We start from the raw sequence: 16,099 nt of genomic DNA, 5'->3' as shown, positions 1-16,099 counted from the left end.
CCAGGGCCGGGACCGGGGCCAGGACCGGGGCCAGGACCGGGACCAGGGCCGGGGCCGGGACCAGGGCCGGGGCGATGTCAGGGGACCGGGCCAGGTCCCCAGGTCCGCGGTGGTGTCAGGGCGTCGTCGGGCCCAGGTCTGGGGTGTCGGTGAGGAGGGCCCTGGGGGTGGTGGTGCCGTGGAGTTCGAGGAGGACCAGTTCGTTGGTGCCGGGGCGCAGGGCGGGGGCGGGGACGTAGAGGGTGCGCTGGGGGCCGCGGTTCCAGTAGCGGCCCAGGTGGAAGCCGTTGATCCAGGCCTGGCCCTTGGTCCACCCGGGGAGGGAGAGGAAGGTGTCGGCGGGTTCGGTGACCTCGAACGTGCCCCGGTGGAAGGCCGGTTCGGCCGAGGTGGGGGCGGTCGCCGGGTCGAAGGCGGTGGTGGGCGGCGCGTCGTCCACGGGCAGCGGGTGGCAGTCCCAGCCCTGGAGGGCCTCGCCGTCGAGGGTGACCGGGCCCAGCAGGCCCTTGGGGACGCCGATGCGGGGGCCGTAGTTGACCCGGCCCATGTTCTCCACCAGGACGTCCAGCCGGGCGCCGGAGCGCGGGACGTCGATGGGGAGCGTCTCGTCGTAGCGCTCGCGTTCGAGGACTCCGGCGGGGGCGCCGTCGACGAAGACCTGGGCGCGGTCGCCGACCCCGCCCGCGAAGTGGAGCAGGCCGGGTCCCGTGGCGGACAGGGTGGTCCGGTAGAGGACGTATCCGGCGCGCCGGTCGAGCGCGTCGGCGGTGACGGGGTCGGCGGAGTGCACGCCGTCGTGGCCGAGCCGCCGGAAGAGACCGAGCCGGTGGGTCAACTCGACCTCGGTGCACGGCAGTTTGGGCGCCTCGGTCGGCACGGCCTCGTCCGGGACCGCGGCATGGCGGGCGATCACCTCGCGGAAGGCGTGGTATTTGGGGCCGGGGTCGCCGCTTTCGGTGAGGGGGGCGTCGTAGTCGTACGAGGTGATGGTGGGCGCGTAGGCGTGGTGGTGGTTGGCGCCGTTGGTGTAACCGAAGTTGGTGCCGCCGTGGAACATGTAGATGTTGACGGAGGCGCCCGCGGCGAGGAGGCGGTCCAGGTCGGCGGCGGCGTCCGCGGCGTCCCGGCCGTGGTGCGGGCCGCCCCAGTGGTCGAACCAGCCGATCCAGAACTCCGAGCACATCAGCGGGCCTTCGGGCTGGTGCTCGCGCAGCCGGGCGAGGGAGGCGTCGACGCGGCTGCCGAAGGTGCCGGTGGCGAGGACGCCGGGGAGGGTGCCGCGGGTGAGGTGGTCGCCGTCGGTCTGGTCGCAGGTGAAGAGGAGTTCCTCGACGCCGCGCCCGCGCAGACTGCTCTCCACGTGCTTGAGGTAGGCGGTGTCGTCGCCGTACGCGCCGTACTCGTTCTCCACCTGGACGGCGATGACCGGCCCGCCCGACGCGGCCATGTACGGCAGGAGGGCGGGCAGGAGCAGGTCGAGGTAGCGGTCGAAGGCGTCGGTGAAACGGGGGTCGCTGGTGCGCAGCCGGATGTCGGGGTCGGAGGTCAGCCAGTAGGGGAGGCCGCCGCCGTCCCATTCGGCGCAGATGAAGGGGCCGGGCCGCAGGAGGACGTGGAGGCCCTCCTGCTGGGCGAGGCGGAGGAAGCGGGGGAGGTCGAGGAGCCCGTCGAGGTCGAGGGTGCCGGGGGTGGGCTCGTGGAGGTTCCAGGGGAGGTACGTCTCCACCGTGTTCAGGCCCATGAGCCGGGCCTTGCGCAGCCGGTCGGGCCACTGGTCCGGGTGGACGCGGAAGTAGTGGAGGGCGCCGGAGAGGATGCGGAAGGGGGTGCCGTGCAGGAGGAAGCCGTCGGTGGTCGTGGTCAGGGCGGGCATGGGGTTCCCCTCGGGTGCATTGCGGTACGGACGTGACGTGGGTGCGGGTGGGCGAACGGACGGACGGTCAGGAGGAGGTGCGGGTCGCCCGGGTCAGCCACAGCGTCGCGGCGAGACACACGGCCGACACCGCGGCGAGCAGCAGCGGTACGGCGCGGACGCCCGACCACTCGATGACCTTGCCGAGCGAGGGGCCCGCCGCGACACCGCCCGCCAGGGAGGCGGCGATGACCAGGGCACCGGCCCGGCGGGCGTGCGGCGCGGCCCGGTGGAGCCAGGGCAGACCGGTCGGGAAGATCGGCGCGATGAAGAGGCCGACGCCCGCGTAGGCGTAGGGCGCGAGGCCCGGTACGGCGGCCAGCAGCAGGCAGACCGTCATCCCCGCGCAGGAGACCGTGATGATCGTCTGGGCGGAGAAGCGCAGGGCGAGCGGGGCGGTGAGGAAGCGGCCGGCCGTCATCATCAGCCAGTACACGGAGGTGGCGGTGGCGGCGAGCCCGGCGCCGTAGCCGACGGTCTCCAGATGGGTGGGCTCCCAGCCGCCGACGCCGGCCTCGATGCCGACGTGCAGGACGTAGAGGGTGACGAAGACGGCCAGGACGGAGCGCAGGGCGCGGCGGGCGGGGGCGGGCGCGGCGGGGGTGTCGCCGAGCGGCGGCGGGACGTGGTCGCGTACGCCGCGCAGGCACAGCAGCAGTGGCAGGGTGACCAGGGCGAAGCCGAGGAAGACGGCCGGGTAGCGGTCGGCGCCGGCCCCGCCGATCAGGGCGGGGCCGAGGATCGCGCCGACGCCGAAGTGGGCGTTGAGGATGTTGAGCATCGCGGTGGAACGGCTGCCGAAGCCGACGGCGAAGAGCTGGTTGAGGCCGTAGTCGACCCCGCCCGCGCCGAGCCCGGCGCACAGGGCGGCGGCGAGGGCCGCGGTCCAGTCCGGCGCGAGGGCGAAGCCCGCGGCGCCGGTGGCCATCAGCAGGTACGAGGAGCCGAGCAGTCGCCGGTTGCCGATCCGGCCGTACAGCCGGTCGAAGAGGAGGACTCCCGCGACTCCCCCGACGAAGTGGGCGCTCAGGGCCAGCCCCGTGGCGGAGGGCGAGAGCCCGAACTCCTCGCGCAGGGCCGGGATGGCGGGGCCGTAGAAGGCCTGGAGCGCGCCCATCAGCGCGAAGGCGGCGCAGGCGGCCGCGACGGCGGCGGTGCTGAAGACGGGGACGTCCGGCGGGCCCGGCACCGGCGGGGTACGCCGTTGCCGCGTGGGCTGGTCGGTCACGCGGCCTCCAGGGGCGGACGGCCCACGGCGGTGTGGGCACGGGTACGGGCAGGGGTGGGTTGCTCCGACGAGGCTCGATGTTACCGGTAACATCAACGCCGTCAAGATGCTTTTCACACCGAATGGGCCGAGCCGGTCCTCACCCCGGGGTGTCGGCCCGGGCACGGGTTGGTTGCGACAAGGAGCTTTCGGTGTGCGGGAGTTGGACGGGCGGAACCATGCCGGCATGGACCGGGACCGATACATCGACTTTCTGCGGGCGTGGGCGATCACGCTCGTCGTGGCGGGCCACTGGCTGATCACGGGGCTGGTCCGGCACCCGGACGGGGAGATCACCGCACCGGAGCTGCTGGCGACCGTCCCCTGGACGCAGTGGCTGACGCTGGGCTTCCAGATCATGCCGCTGTTCTTCCTGGCGGGCGGGCACGCCGCGAGCGGGTCGTGGGAGCGGGCCCGGGCGGACGGGGCGACGGCCGCGGGGTGGGTGGGCGGCCGGGCCGTACGGCTGCTGCTGCCGGTGGCCGTGTACAGCGGGCTGGTGCTGCTCGCCGTCGCGGTCTGCTCGGCGCTCGGCGTGGATCCGGTCACGCTCGCCCTGGTGGGGTGGGCGATGGCGATGCAGTTCTGGTTCCTGCCGGTGTATCTGCTGCTCAGCGGCCTGACCCCGGCGCTGTACGCCCTGCACCGGCGCTGGGGTCCGCGGGTCCCGGTGGCGATGGGGGCGGCCGCGCTCGGCGTCGGCACGCTGGTCGCGACGGCCGACGAACGGCACACGGGGGCGGTCGGCGCCCTGGGCACGCTCAACTATCTGCTCGTGTGGGGCGTCGTCTACCAGCTCGGTTTCTGCTGGCGGGACGGGCGGTTGGGCGGCGAACGGGGGGACAGCGGAAGGCTGGGCGGCGGACGCGGGGTTCCGGTGGCCATGGCCGTGGGTGGTGGGGCCGGTTTCGCGCTGCTCGTCGGTGCCGGGCCGTTCCCCGTCAGCCTCATCCTGGTGACCGGTCAGGATCTCGGCAACACCGACCCGCCCTCGGTGGCCATGCTGGCGTGGGCCGTGGCGCAGGTCGGGGTGTGCCTGCTGGTCGCGCCGGGGGTGCGGCGGGTGCTGGAGCGGGCCCGGGTGTGGCGGGCCGTGCGGGGGCTGGGGGCGGCGAGCATGACGTTGTACCTCTGGCACATGGTGCCGGTGCTGGTGGTGGCCGCCGCCTTCTATCTGACGGACCTCGCGCCCGAACCCGCGTACGGCTCGGCGGCCTGGTGGGCGCTGCGGGTGCCGTGGATGGTGGTGCTCGGGGGCGTTCTGGCGGGCGTGCTCCAAGCGCTGCGGCCGGTGGAGCGGGGGCTCCGGGTGTGGGCGGCCCGGGTGCGGCCCGACGCCCGGCTCGGGGGTGCGGCCGCGGCACGGATGTGGGCGGGGACCGCGGTGAGCGGGTGGGCGTTGACGTACTTCGCCGGCCACGGGTTCGCCGACGGCGGCCGCTTCCCGCTCCTCGCGGCGACGGGGCTGGCTCTGGGGGTGGGGTCGGTGCTGTTCCCGGGGCGGGCGGGACATCGGCAGGCGGCGGAGAGCTCCCGGAGCGGCGACGAGGGTGCCGTGGGGAAGGCCGCCTGACAGGGGCGGGAACCGCGGCGGGGCCGGGGGCGCGTCAGGCCGTCCGCTTGCGGGCCGCCGTCTTCTTGGCCGGGGCCTTCTTGGCCGTCGCCGCCTTCTTGGTGGCGGCCTTCTTGGCCGTGCTCTTCGCCGCCGGTGCGTCCTTCTTCGCGCCCTGTGCCGACTTGGCGGTCTTGGCGGTCCGGGCCGTCGACTTGTGGGGGGAGGGTTCCGCCCGCTTCGTGGCGGAGGTGGAGGTGGACTTCTTCCCGGCCGGCGCCTTGGGGCGCGGGAGGGATCTGAGTCCGGCCTCGGCCGGGTGTTCCTCGCCCCGCGACTCCTTCGCGGCGCGCACGCTGTTCTCCAGGGCCGCCATCAGGTCCAGGACCTTGCCGCCGGACGGTGCGGAGGGGGCCTCGGGGGGTGTCTCGCCGGCCGCCTTGGCCGCGATGACCTCCTCGACGGCCTCCCGGTACTCGTCGTGCAGGTCGTCGAGGTCGACCTCGCCGAGGGTGTCCATCAGGGCGTCGGCGAGGTCGAGTTCCTGGTCACGGACCGTGACGTCGGTGTCGGGGGCGACGCCCTCGGGGGCGCGGACCTCGTCCGGCCAGAGCAGGCCGTGCATGGCGATCGCGTCGCCGACCACGCGGAGCATGCCGAGGCGCTCCCGGCCGCGCAGTGCGTACTTGGCGATGGCGACCTTGTGGCTGCGCTTCAGGGCTTCCCGCAGGAGGGTGTACGGCTTCGCGGCGGGCGCGCCGCCGGCCTGGAGGTAGTAGGCCGCGTCCATCTGGAGGGGATCGATCCGGTCGGCCGGGACGAAGGCCACGATCTCGATCGTCCTCGCGGTGGGGAGGGGGAGGTGGGACAGGTCCTCGTCGGTGATCGGGATGATCGTGCCGTCCGCGTCCTCGTAGCCCTTGCCGATCTCCGTGGCGCTCACCTCGCGGTCCTCCAGCTCGCAGACCTTGCGGTAGCGGATGCGGCCGCCGTTCTACGGGGGTTCCAGATGCGTTGCGTGACGTCGCAGTGTGCATCGTCGTTGAGAGTGCTGCGATGGTTCTCCGGGGGTGTTGCTCCGTGGTGGACCGTTGCGGCCTGTCCGTGGAGTGAGGGGATCAACGGGTGCGTGCTTTTCCGGTCCGAATGCCGTCCGGTACTGCGTACTGGACAGTGGTCGACGCTGAGATGCAGGTGGTCAACGAAGCCGACCGGTACTTACGGGGTCTCAGGTTGAGCAAGGACCGCGCCGAGTCGACGACGAAGGCGTACGCCGGAGCGATCGGGCTGTTTCTACGCTGGTGTATGGCGACGGGGCGAGACTGGCGTACAGCCGCCCGCGATTTGAGCTCCTTCATCCTCTGGCTGAAATGGCAGCCGACTGGGGCAGAGGGGCAGGCGACGGTCGTACCAGGGCCCGGCGGGAGGCCCGCCCGGGAGGCACGCCGGATCAATGGCGTGCTCACAGCGGTTCGCGGCTTCCTGGCTCACGCGGTGACGGAGCGGGAAGTCCCGGGCTGGGTGCTGGAGCAGCTCTACCAGCTCGGGGACAGCTTGGACCTCCCTATTCAGGCACAGTCGGAAGACGGCAGGCTCCGCTACCGGCTCCAGGCCCAGCACCGCTTGCCGGAAACGGAGAGGGCAGTGGACCGGGCCAGCGATGCGGAGATCGTGGCGATGTTCCGGGCCTGTCGCTCGGCGCGCGACAGGTTGCTGATCCTGCTGCTGGCCCGAGTTGGGCTTCGCCGCGGGCAGGCGGCGGGCCTGCGTCGCAGTGACGCTCATCTGCTCGTGGACTCAGCCGCCCTAGGATGCCGCCTGGAAGGCGCCCACCTGCATGTCGTACGGCGGCAGAACCCGAACAACGCCTGGTCGAAGTCCCGGCGTCCGGTGGCGCTGCCGGTGGACTTCCTGGTGGTGCAGGCGTTCGACCAGTACGTCTTGGAGCGGCACGAACGGCTCGGGCCGGCGGGCAGTGATTTCCTGCTGGTGAACCTCTTCCGTGAGCCCTTGGGGTCACCCATCACACCGGACGCGATCGGCGAGACCGTGGAGGCCCTGACCCGCCGTGCCGGGCTGGACCGCAAGGTCACCCCACACATGATGCGGCACGCCTTCGCCAGCAATGTCGCGGACTCCGGGGGCTCACTGGACGAGATCCAGTCTCTCCTGGGCCATAAGCACCCGGACTCGGCTCGTCCCTACCTGCACCCCGCGCAGTCGCGGCTGCGCGAGGCGATCAGCCGTGTTCCCTCGCCGAGGGACCTGGGCGGGGAGCCAGGTCGATGACGCTCAGCGTTGTCCGTCTCCAGCCTCTCGGGCATGAGGCGGCAGACGGCAGTACCGCGGCCCTGTGGGCGGCGGTCGATCCGGAGTTCCTGACCGTCTTCGACTGGTCGCCGGAGACCGGCGTGCTATTCTTCCCCGTGGACCACCCGCTGCTGGGCACGCCGCTGTGCCGAGTGAACGGCTGCGTACAGACCAGCGTCGCCAGGCAGTTGTGTTCCGGCTGCCGATCGCGGTGGAAGCAGGCCGGGGAGCCTCGGCTGGAGGAGTTCGCCGAGATGGGCCGCGGCAACGGTCGGCAGGTCGGGGTCCAGGACTGCTCGGTGTCCGGATGCCAACGGCCGTTCTCGTCCTGGCGACGGCCGTTGTGCTCGACGCACCTCGGGCAACTCAAGCGCCGGAATGTGACGTTGGAGGAGTTCCTCACCCTCGACGATCTGGTCGCGCTGCCCGCGTTCGGCCCCTGCGAGGTCGCCGCCTGCCACCGGGACCGGGACGGCGTGTCCCCCTACTGTCACGCCCACCGGGAGCGCTGGAGGACCGCGGTCGCCCGCGGGCTGAGCGGGGACGACGAGGAGCGATGGCGGCGCACGACCGTCCCCGTCTCCGCGAACAACGAGGTCAGCCTGCGTGGCCTGCCGGACCGCGTGGTGGCCGAAATCCTCTACAGCGTCCAGGCCCGGACGCGCGAGGGACTCCACACCACGCAGTTCCTGCTCCGCAATCTCACCAACCGTCTCCGCGAACTCGAACTCCCCTCGCTGACAGCGGTGGACCCAGCTCATGTCTCCCGAGGTACGCGCGGCCTCTGCAGCAACCTGGTCACCCTCGTGGGTCGGCTCGGACTGACGCCGGAGGGCGAGCGGGGCAAGGATGTGTGGAACGGCGCCGCGTTCGGACACACCGGGCACCTTGCGTTCACCGCGATCCACCAGCCCTGGCTGAGGGCCGCCGCCAAGGAATGGGCGTTCTTCTCGCTGCCTCAGCGTCGTGGCAATGTCATGAGCAGCATCCAGGACATCCTCAACGCGTTCTCCCTGCTGTCCGAGAGCCTGAGGCTCCAGCGCGAGGATCGCGGAGACGACATCCACGCGCTCAGTCGCCGGGACATCACCGCGTTCACCAATCGCCTGGCCTTCCTGCACCACAGTGGGGACATCTCGGCGACCAAACGGGTCAGGGTCGTCCGCTACGTCCGTACCCATCTCGCCCGGATGCGGTCCCTGGGACTGACCCGGCCCGGTCAGCCGCTGCACTGGTTGCCGGATGACTTCGCGATCCTCGCGGAGGACATTCCCGACGACCCCGAGGACACCGAGGCCGGCAAGGACCTCCCGGCCGAGGTCATGCGGCAGATCTGCGAGCAGTTGCCTTCCCTGGTCGGCCAGGCCCGGAACGGCAACGAGAACCGGGTGGCCGTCGAATTGCTCATCGACACCGGGAGACGGCCTCAGGAGATCTGCCAGCTGCGCTGGGACTGCCTCAAACAGGATGCCGACGGGCAGCACGTGCTGATCTACGACAACTACAAGGCCAACCGCCACGGACGTCGGCTGCCGATCTCCCAGGTCACGGCAGGAGTGATCACCAGACAGCAGGAACTGATCCGCGCCGACTTCCCGAGCACACCGACCGCCCAGTTGATGCTGCTGCCCACACGGGTGGCCAATCCCCACGGCCTGAAGACCATCGCGCCGGGATGGCTCTCCGGCCGCCATCGCGAGTGGATCCGGTCCCTGCCCGAGTTCCTGGTCCCCACCCGGGTCGAGATGGACGGCCTGCCGGTCACCAGGATGATGCCCTTCGACAAGTCCAAGATCTTCCTTTACGCGTACCGGCACACCTACTGCCAGCGACACGCGGACGCCGGGGTCGCCGTCGACGTCCTCAGGGCCTTGATGGATCACCGGCGCCTGGACACCACCCAGGCCTACTACCGGGTCACCGAAGAACGGCGCCGAGAGGCCGTGGACCGTGTCACCGAGATGCAGTTCGACCGGCACGGCAAGCGTATCTGGCGGCAGGCCAGGGAGCTGCTCGACTCCGAACACGCCCGCCGGGCCGTCGGCGAGGTAGCCGTTCCATACGGCGTCTGCACCGAGCCGTCGAACGTGGCGGCGGGCGGACACGACTGTCCCGTCAGATTCCGCTGCGTGGGCTGCGGTCATTTCCGCACCGACGTCTCCTACCTGCCCGACCTGGAGGCTTACCTCTCCGACCTGCTGCGCAACCGCGAGCGGATCGCCGCCGCGCTGGACGCGGACGACTGGGCGAAGGCCGAGGCCATGCCGTCGGACGAGGAAATCAGCCGGGTGAGGCGTCTCATCAAGCGAGTGAAGGACGGCATGGACGACCTCGACGCAAGCCAGCGCGCCGAGGTCGAGGAGGCCGTATCCGTGGTCCGCCGCGGTCGGCAAAGCGTGCTGCTGGGGATGCCTCGGGTCCGCCAGCCTCTCCCCGATCTGCGACCAGAAAGGCCGTTGTGACCAGCAAGAGCGATCACGCCATGTCCGAAGGGAAGCGGGCAGACGCAGCACGCCGACGGCAGCGCGTCGAGAGAGCCATCAGCGCCGCCATCAAGGCGGGTGACGAGATCACTGCCTCCGGCATCGCCCGAACCGCCGGAGTCGACCGCTCCTTTCTCTACCGCCACCGCGACCTGCTGGAAGTAATCCACACCGCGGCAACGGCGCCGCCGTCCGGCGAAGGCCACACCCAGGTCAGCAAGGCCTCCCTGCAAGCCGACCTGGCGAACGCCGTGGAACGCAACGCCCGGCTCACGGCCCGCGTCCGGCAACTGGAGAACCGGCTCTCCCAACAGCTCGGTGAACAGGCCTGGCGCGACTCCGGCCTCGGAGCGCCCACCGACATCGACCACCTCCAGCGGCAGATCACCACCCTCGAACAGCGAGTGGTGGAACTCCGAGGCCAACTCGAAGACCGCACCAAGGAACTACAGGCCGCACGTGCCGCCAACCGAGAGCTGACCCGAACCCTCAACCAGACCCACCGCTGACCGCACCTGTTCCTCCGAACCGTCCAGGTGGCGCATGCCGGGATGCGATCAGCGGCCAGGGGAGGTGCCATGGAAATACAGGAGGTGGGAAGGCCATGGCCCGAGCGGTCTGGAGCGGTGCTCTCTCATTCGGTCTCGTCGCCCTGCCGGTGCAGCTGTTCACGGCGACGGAAAGCCACACGATCCGCTTCAACCAGCTCCAACGCGGAACATCCGACCGAGTGCGCAACAAGCGAGTCAACGAGCGCACCGGCGAGGAAGTCCCCATGGAGGAGATCATCAAGGGCTTCGACATGGGGGACGAATACGTCGTCGTCGAGCCCGGCGAGCTGGACGAGATCGCCCCTGGCCAGTCCAAGTCGCTGGAGATCACCGGGTTCGTCGACCTGGACCAGGTCGAGCCGGTGTTCTTCGACAAGACCTACTACCTGGCGCCGAAGGGCAAGGAGTACGCCAAGGTCTACGCCCTGCTCCACAGCGCCCTGTCCAAGGCGAACAAGGTCGGTATCGCCACCGTCGTCATGCGCAATCACGAGTATCTGGTCGCCGTGAAGGCCGAGGGTGATGTTCTGGCGATGCACACCATGCACTGGGCGGACGAGGTTCGCGACCCTCATCGGGAGATCGGGAGTCTGCCGGAGGAGACGAAGGTCTCTAACAAGGAGCTACAGACGGCGGTGCAGCTGGTTGAGGCGCTGAGCATCGAGTGGAATCCGGAGGAGTACCACGACACCTATCAGGAGAAGGTGCTCCAGCTCGTGGAGGCCAAGCGCACCGGTCAGACAGTGGAGAAGGGCGAGCCGCCGCCGCGCTCCACCAACGTTATCGATCTCATGGACGCGTTGCGGGCCAGCGTCGAGCAGGCCGAGACGACAAGGAAAGGAGGCAGTAAGGGGCAGCAGAAAACCGCGGGCACGAGTCCTCCGACACCGTTGAAGGCAGCGACCGAAAGACGCGCGGGCCGTACGTCAGGAAAGGCCGCGAAGTCCTCGAAGGCTTCGGAATTGGAAGGGCTGAGCAAGGCCGAGCTCTACCAGCGCGCATCCGAGGCCGACATTCCTGGTCGCTCATCGATGACTCGAGAAGACCTGGTCAAAGCCCTCACTGGCAGGAGAGGTCACCGCACCACACAAGCGTCCTGACGAGGTAGCAGCGGCAGCGGGTCGTAGTCGTGCCCCAATCTCGTCAGCTTAGGGCACACCGATGAAACGCGCTGTCCAGGGACGACAACTCCTATACGGAGATCGTCTCCCGCGCTGCCGAACCAGACCCGGCCGGTCCAGACAGTGTCACCCAGCGGCCGAGAAGTTCACGGTTGTCGGCAGGCGTTCTGCTCGAACAGCCAACGCCGGGCTGCTTCCAGAACTTCGTCCCGGTCGCGTGCAACTGGGCGCGGGTCCTTGACGATCTCTTCATCCGGCGGGATCGCCGCATCGTAGGTACGGCCCGTACGGTCCGCGTCCTTGACTTCCGTCAAGATCAGCATGGCTCCGTCAGACAGGCGGTACTCCTGGTTCCCCGTGGGCACGCCATAGGTCTGCTCGCCGAAGAATCGGGTGTCCGGACGCCCTCGGAAGGCCACCGCGACCGCTTCACCCGCACTGGCTGTCCGCTTGCCGGTCAGGACCGCAACCGGCGGCATGCTCCTGGCCACGGGCCGGCCGTCGCCCCAGCCGGCCGGCCTCCCGTCCTCGTACGGGGCACCGTGTTTGATCGACCAGACGGACTTCTTGCCGTCGGCATCCACGAACATCCCGACCTTGCCATCGCCGAGGATGGGCCCCACGACAGCCAGCATCGGCCACATGTTGCCGCCCGTATCCGAACGCAGATCCACCACCCAACCGCAGGACCCCGTCCGGTCTGCCTTCGCCACGGCACCTCGGCCCAGCCGTACGTACTCGTCGTACACCTTCTGAGATCCCTGAACTCCGGGGAGGGAAACGTACCCAATGCCGTTTTTCAGTGAATGGCCCCGCAGGCCATCGAGGGAGGCCGCGGAGGATCCCAGGTTCACCTTTGCCCGCTCCGGCTCCCAGAAGGTGCTGTGGCCGTCGCCCAGGGTCTGCAATGCCGAGCCGATTGCCCCGTAAGTGTCCGCAGGCGCCCGCGCACCGCGTGCCTGCGTGAACGCCTTGCTCCGCACGTCTGCCCAGTCGACCTGGTGCCGGAGAAGAGAGTGCTCTTCCATGATGCTCAGCGCCCTCGACAAATACGTCCGCGCCCCAGGCGCCATGTCATCGCTGGATGCCTCCTGCGAACGGCTCGTGCAGCCCGTTGTTGCGGCGACGACCGCAACCAGCCCAGCACAGGCCGACATGCGCAGTAAACGTCCCCGCCTCATCCGCCCCCCAGGCGCTTGATCCAGGAAGCAACCCTACCGTTGAAGATCAACTGCCGACGAGCTCCCAGATGAGAGACAGACGCTAACGCGCCAGCGCCAGTCACCGGAATCACCTTGCGCCACATCTGTTGCAAGACGAACAACGCAGATCAGTCGGCCCCACCTGCGCCGACATCCACTGGCCTGCCACTGGAACGCCTCACACCCCCAGAGAACCGCCGTCCTCGGTGTGGATCTGGCGGAAGGAGATCGAGTGGCTCTCGGTGGCGTTCACCAGCTTGATCGGGATGCTGACGAGACCGAAGGAGATGGCGCCGTTCCAAATGGATCGCACGGGCAGCGTCCTCCTGAACCGGGAAAGGGGCGACGATTTATACCGTTTTGTGTGATTCGTGTGATTCTCATCGTATGACGCCGATCACAGAGGTGGAGGGGCGGAGGCTCGCTCTCAGCAATCTGGAGAAGGTGCTGTACCCGGCGACCGGCTTCACGAAGGGCGAGGTGCTCCACTACTACGCCACGGTCGCCGACGTCCTGCTCCCCCATCTGCGGGACCGGCCGCTGTCCTTCCTGCGGTATCCGGACGGGCCGGGCGGGCAGGTGTTCTTCGCCAAGAACGTGCCGCCGGGGACGCCCGAGTGGGTGACCACGGCCGAGGTGCCGCGGTCGGAGGGGCCGGCGCGGATGGTGGTCGTCCAGGATCTGGCGAGCCTGGTGTGGGCGGCGAACCTGGTGACCGAGTTCCATACGCCCCAGTGGGTGATCCAGGACCCCGGGCACGCCGACCGGCTGGTCTTCGACCTCGACCCGGGGGCGCCGGCCGGGATGGTGGAGTGCTGCGAGGCCGCGTTGTGGCTGCGGGAGCGGCTGGCGGAGGACGGGATCGAGGCGTACGCGAAGACGTCCGGGTCGAAGGGGCTGCACCTGGTGGCGGCGGTGCGGGGGGCGTCGTCGCAGCGGGTGTCGGAGTACGCGAAGAGCCTGGCGGTGGAGGCGGAGCGGGCGATGCCGTCGCTGGTGCTGCACCGGATGACCCGGAGCCTGCGGGCGGGAAAGGTGTTCGTGGACTGGAGCCAGAACGCGGCACGCAAGACGACGGCCACGGCCTACACGCTGCGGGCCCGGGAGGAACCGCTGGTGTCGGCACCGGTGCGGTGGGAGGAGGTGGGGGAGGTCGCGAAGACGGGGGAGGCGGGGCGGATGGCGCTGGGGGCGGGGGAGGTGGTGGAGCGGGTACGGGAATGGGGGGACCTGCTGGCGCCGGTACTCGACCCGGATCACGCGGGCGCGGTGCCTTGAGGCCGGATTTCCTCGCCCTGCCGGACGGACCGTGTCGGCGTCAGACTTTGACGACGGTGACGCGAGAGCCGCACAGGGCGGTCAGATCCTCGGGGTCCGAGGTGAGGACCGTGGCCGGACCGGGGGCGGCGAGTGCTGTGGCGCCCAGCAGGGCGCCAAGGGCGTACTTGTGGCCGTGCAGGCCGGCGTCGGCGAGGAGGGTGACCGCGTGACGGGCAAGGGGTTCGGTGACCGGTTCGACGACGAGGCGGGACAGGATCCATTCCAGAGCCGGGCGATTGATCCGTGGATGGATCACGTCCACGAGGGTGGCCGCGGAAGTGATCACCCGCAGGTCGTCGGCGCGGGCGAGGGCGAGCCAGCCGGTGACCGTACGGTCCCGCGCAACAGCCTTGGCCAGCCCTTCGCAGTCGAGAACCAGGGTGCCGCCGGGGACGGCGGGGGACCGGGTCACGCGGCGCTCGCCCCGCCTTGGGACTGTTGCTCCCGGGCCCGGTGCAGCTGATCGCGCAGGCCCTGGATCTCCTCGTCGGTGATGGGGCCGTGTTCGGCCTCCGCGACCACGATGAGTTCGTTGAGGTTGTCCCGCTCGATCTGGCGGGCAACGGCTGCGGCGACGTAGGCGGAGAGTCCGGAGGGGCCGCTTCGGGCCTTGGCGGCTTCGGCGATGTCGCGCGGCATGGTGATCGAGTACTTGCCGGTAGGCTCACTCATGCTACTTATCCTACCTTGAATCCTCCCACGGCCGGAGCCGGCCCTGTACTCCCGAAGCTGCCGCGAAGTGACAAGTAGCTCTGTGTAGCCGATCTGACGGTCTGTTGTCCCGGTCTCCGCCGTTCTGGCCCTGCCTCTGTTGTGCCCGCGTCACCTTGGTCGCGTTGCGGTGATCGAGGAGAGGGGTCAGGCGTGCGTCGGGAGTGGGAACCAGAGGACTTGATCGAGGTCTGGACGATGCTGGAGGAGGACCAGGAGCGGCTTCGGAACAAGTCGGGGGCGAACCGGCTGGGCTTCGCGCTGCTGCTGAAGTTCTTCGAGGTGGAGGCGCGCTTCCCGGAGGATGCGGCGGAGGTCCCGGCGGCGGCGGTGTCGTACGTGGCCCAACAGGTGAAGGTGCCGGCCGAGGACTGGGGCGCCTACGACTGGTCGGGGCGGGCGATCAAGCGGCACCGGATGGAGGTCCGGGCGGCGTTCGGGTTCCGCGAGTGCACGCAGGAGGACCAGGTCCAGCTCACGCAGTGGTTGGCGGCGGAGCTGTGCCCCGTGGAACTGAACGGGGACCGGCTGGCTGAGGCGGTGGTGGCGCGGTGCCGCAACGACCGCTTGGAGCCGCCGGCGCCCGCGAAGGTGGCACGGCCTGGTGGCCTCGGCGGTGAACACCTTCGAGGAGGGGTTCTGCGCGACGACAGTGGGGCGGTTGTCCGCGGCCTCGCGGTCCCGGCTGGACGACCTGGTGGCCGAGGACGACGGGGATGAGGGCAGCGTGGGCGGGGGCCGGACGTTCTTCACCGAGCTGAAGGCGGACCCCGGCGCGCTGGGCCTGGACAGCCTGCTGACGGAGGTGAACAAGCTGCAGCGGGTGCGTCAGTTGGAGCTGCCGCCGGGGTTGTTCGGGGAGTTTCCGGAGAAGCTGGTGTCGGCGTGGCGGGCGCGGGCGGCGAAGGAGTACCCGTCCGACCTGGTGGCCGCGCCGGCTTCGGTGCGGTACACGCTGCTGGCGGCGCTGTGCCACGTGCGCGAGACCGAGATCACCGACTCCCTGGTGGACCTGTTCATCCAACTGGTGCAGAAGATCAATACGCGAGCGGAGAAGAAGGTCGAGGGTGAGTTCGTCAAGGAGCTGAAGAAGGTCCGCGGCAAGGAGGCGATGATGCTGCGGGTCGCGGAGGCGGCTCTGGCGGAGCCGTCCGGCACGGTCCGTAAGGTGATCTATCCGGTGGTGGGCGGGGAGAAGACGCTCAAGGCGCTGGCGGCGGAGGCTGCGGCGAACGAGGCCAAGTACAAGGCGCGGATCCGCACCGTGCTGCGGTCCTCGTACTCGGCGCACTGGCGCCGGATGCTCTCGCCGCTGCTGTCGGCCTGGGAGCTGAAGAGCAACAACACCGCCTACCGCCCCGTGATGGACGCCATCGACCTGCTCAAGCGCTACCTGGACCAGCCGATCAAGGACGGGGCGTTCTTCGACGCGGCGGAGAAGGTGCCGCTGGAGGGGGTGGTGCCCGAGCAGTGGCGGGCCGCGGTGGTGGACGACAAGGGCCGGGTCGAGCGCATCCCCTACGAGCTGTGCGTGCTGGTCAGCTTGCGGGACGCGCTGCGCAGGCGGGAGGTGTGGGTGGCCGGGGCCAGCCGCTGGCGCAACCCGGAGGACGACCTGCCCCCGGACTTCGAGGACAACCGGGACGTGCACTACTGGGCGATCCGCCAGC

General features: G+C 70.0%; 12 protein-coding genes and 2 pseudogenes. 7 read left to right on the top strand and 7 right to left on the bottom strand.

The genetic code is table 11. From position 1 onward, the window contains the following. Nucleotides 1–115: 115 nt before the first annotated feature. Nucleotides 116–1,873 carry a beta-galactosidase family protein gene (locus ABZ490_RS32415; RefSeq protein WP_358997983.1) on the bottom strand — a complete coding sequence of 586 codons (1,758 nt, stop codon included), beginning with the start codon at nt 1,871–1,873 and terminating at the stop codon, nt 116–118. A gap of 67 nt (nt 1,874–1,940) precedes the next feature. Beyond that, nucleotides 1,941–3,140, bottom strand: coding sequence for an MFS transporter (locus tag ABZ490_RS32410; RefSeq protein WP_358997980.1), 1,200 nt, complete (start codon nt 3,138–3,140; stop codon nt 1,941–1,943). Nucleotides 3,141–3,366: 226 nt separating this feature from the next. Here ABZ490_RS32410 and ABZ490_RS32405 point away from each other — a divergent pair, with 226 nt between their 5' ends. Next, nucleotides 3,367–4,752: an acyltransferase gene (locus ABZ490_RS32405; RefSeq protein ID WP_358997977.1), complete on the top strand. Its 1,386-nt coding sequence runs from the start codon at nt 3,367–3,369 to the stop codon at nt 4,750–4,752. Nucleotides 4,753–4,786: 34 nt separating this feature from the next. Here the strand turns inward: ABZ490_RS32405 and ABZ490_RS32400 are convergent. Next, nucleotides 4,787–5,725, bottom strand: a pseudogene (locus ABZ490_RS32400) (Ku protein); the annotation flags it as partial. 194 nt (nt 5,726–5,919) lie between these two features. On the opposite strand from ABZ490_RS32400, the gene ABZ490_RS32395 reads away from it, so the two are divergent. The 4 genes from ABZ490_RS32395 to ABZ490_RS32380 all read left to right on the top strand — a co-directional run bounded on the left by ABZ490_RS32395 (nt 5,920) and on the right by ABZ490_RS32380 (nt 11,175). After that, entirely contained in the window at nt 5,920–7,020 is a 1,101-nt protein-coding gene (locus ABZ490_RS32395; protein ID WP_358997973.1) for a tyrosine-type recombinase/integrase, read from the top strand. Further along, nucleotides 7,017–9,503, top strand: coding sequence for a site-specific integrase (locus ABZ490_RS32390; protein WP_358997970.1), 2,487 nt, complete (start codon nt 7,017–7,019; stop codon nt 9,501–9,503). Before ABZ490_RS32395 ends, ABZ490_RS32390 begins: the two co-directional genes overlap by 4 nt. 20 nt (nt 9,504–9,523) lie before the next feature. After that, the gene (locus ABZ490_RS32385; protein WP_358997967.1) at nt 9,524–10,033 is read left to right on the top strand and encodes a DUF6262 family protein; all 510 of its coding nucleotides are present in this window, start codon (nt 9,524–9,526) and stop codon (nt 10,031–10,033) included. A gap of 95 nt (nt 10,034–10,128) precedes the next feature. After that, nucleotides 10,129–11,175, top strand: coding sequence for a Ku protein (locus tag ABZ490_RS32380; protein WP_358997964.1), 1,047 nt, complete (start codon nt 10,129–10,131; stop codon nt 11,173–11,175). Between the two features lie 167 nt (nt 11,176–11,342). On the opposite strand, the gene ABZ490_RS32375 is transcribed toward ABZ490_RS32380, so the two are convergent. After that, nucleotides 11,343–12,224 (bottom strand): S41 family peptidase, encoded by an 882-nt coding sequence (locus ABZ490_RS32375; protein WP_358997961.1) that lies wholly within the window; start codon nt 12,222–12,224, stop codon nt 11,343–11,345. A gap of 361 nt (nt 12,225–12,585) precedes the next feature. After that, a pseudogene (locus ABZ490_RS32370) lies at nt 12,586–12,717 on the bottom strand (Ku protein); the annotation flags it as partial. 68 nt (nt 12,718–12,785) lie between these two features. On the opposite strand from ABZ490_RS32370, the gene ligD reads away from it, so the two are divergent. Next, on the top strand, nt 12,786–13,676 hold the full coding sequence (gene ligD / locus ABZ490_RS32365; RefSeq protein WP_358997958.1) for a non-homologous end-joining DNA ligase: 891 nt from the start codon (nt 12,786–12,788) through the stop codon (nt 13,674–13,676). Between the two features lie 40 nt (nt 13,677–13,716). On the opposite strand, the gene ABZ490_RS32360 is transcribed toward ligD, so the two are convergent. Continuing rightward, nucleotides 13,717–14,130: a DNA-binding protein gene (locus tag ABZ490_RS32360; protein WP_358997955.1), complete on the bottom strand. Its 414-nt coding sequence runs from the start codon at nt 14,128–14,130 to the stop codon at nt 13,717–13,719. Beyond that, a complete protein-coding gene (locus ABZ490_RS32355; protein ID WP_358997952.1) occupies nt 14,127–14,390 on the bottom strand; it encodes a CopG family transcriptional regulator in 264 nt (87 codons plus the stop codon). Before ABZ490_RS32355 ends, ABZ490_RS32360 begins: the two co-directional genes overlap by 4 nt. Before the next feature lie 192 nt (nt 14,391–14,582). On the opposite strand from ABZ490_RS32355, the gene ABZ490_RS32350 reads away from it, so the two are divergent. Beyond that, nucleotides 14,583–15,149, top strand: a complete 567-nt coding sequence (locus ABZ490_RS32350) for a DUF4158 domain-containing protein (RefSeq protein WP_358997949.1) — start codon at nt 14,583–14,585, stop codon at nt 15,147–15,149. The last annotated feature ends 950 nt before the right edge of the window (nt 15,150–16,099 follow it).

This window comes from Streptomyces sp. NPDC005811 (assembly GCF_040630405.1).
Lineage (GTDB): Bacteria > Actinomycetota > Actinomycetes > Streptomycetales > Streptomycetaceae > Streptomyces.
Note: the sequence above shows the minus strand (reverse complement) of the source record. Positions and strands in the feature narration are given on the sequence as shown.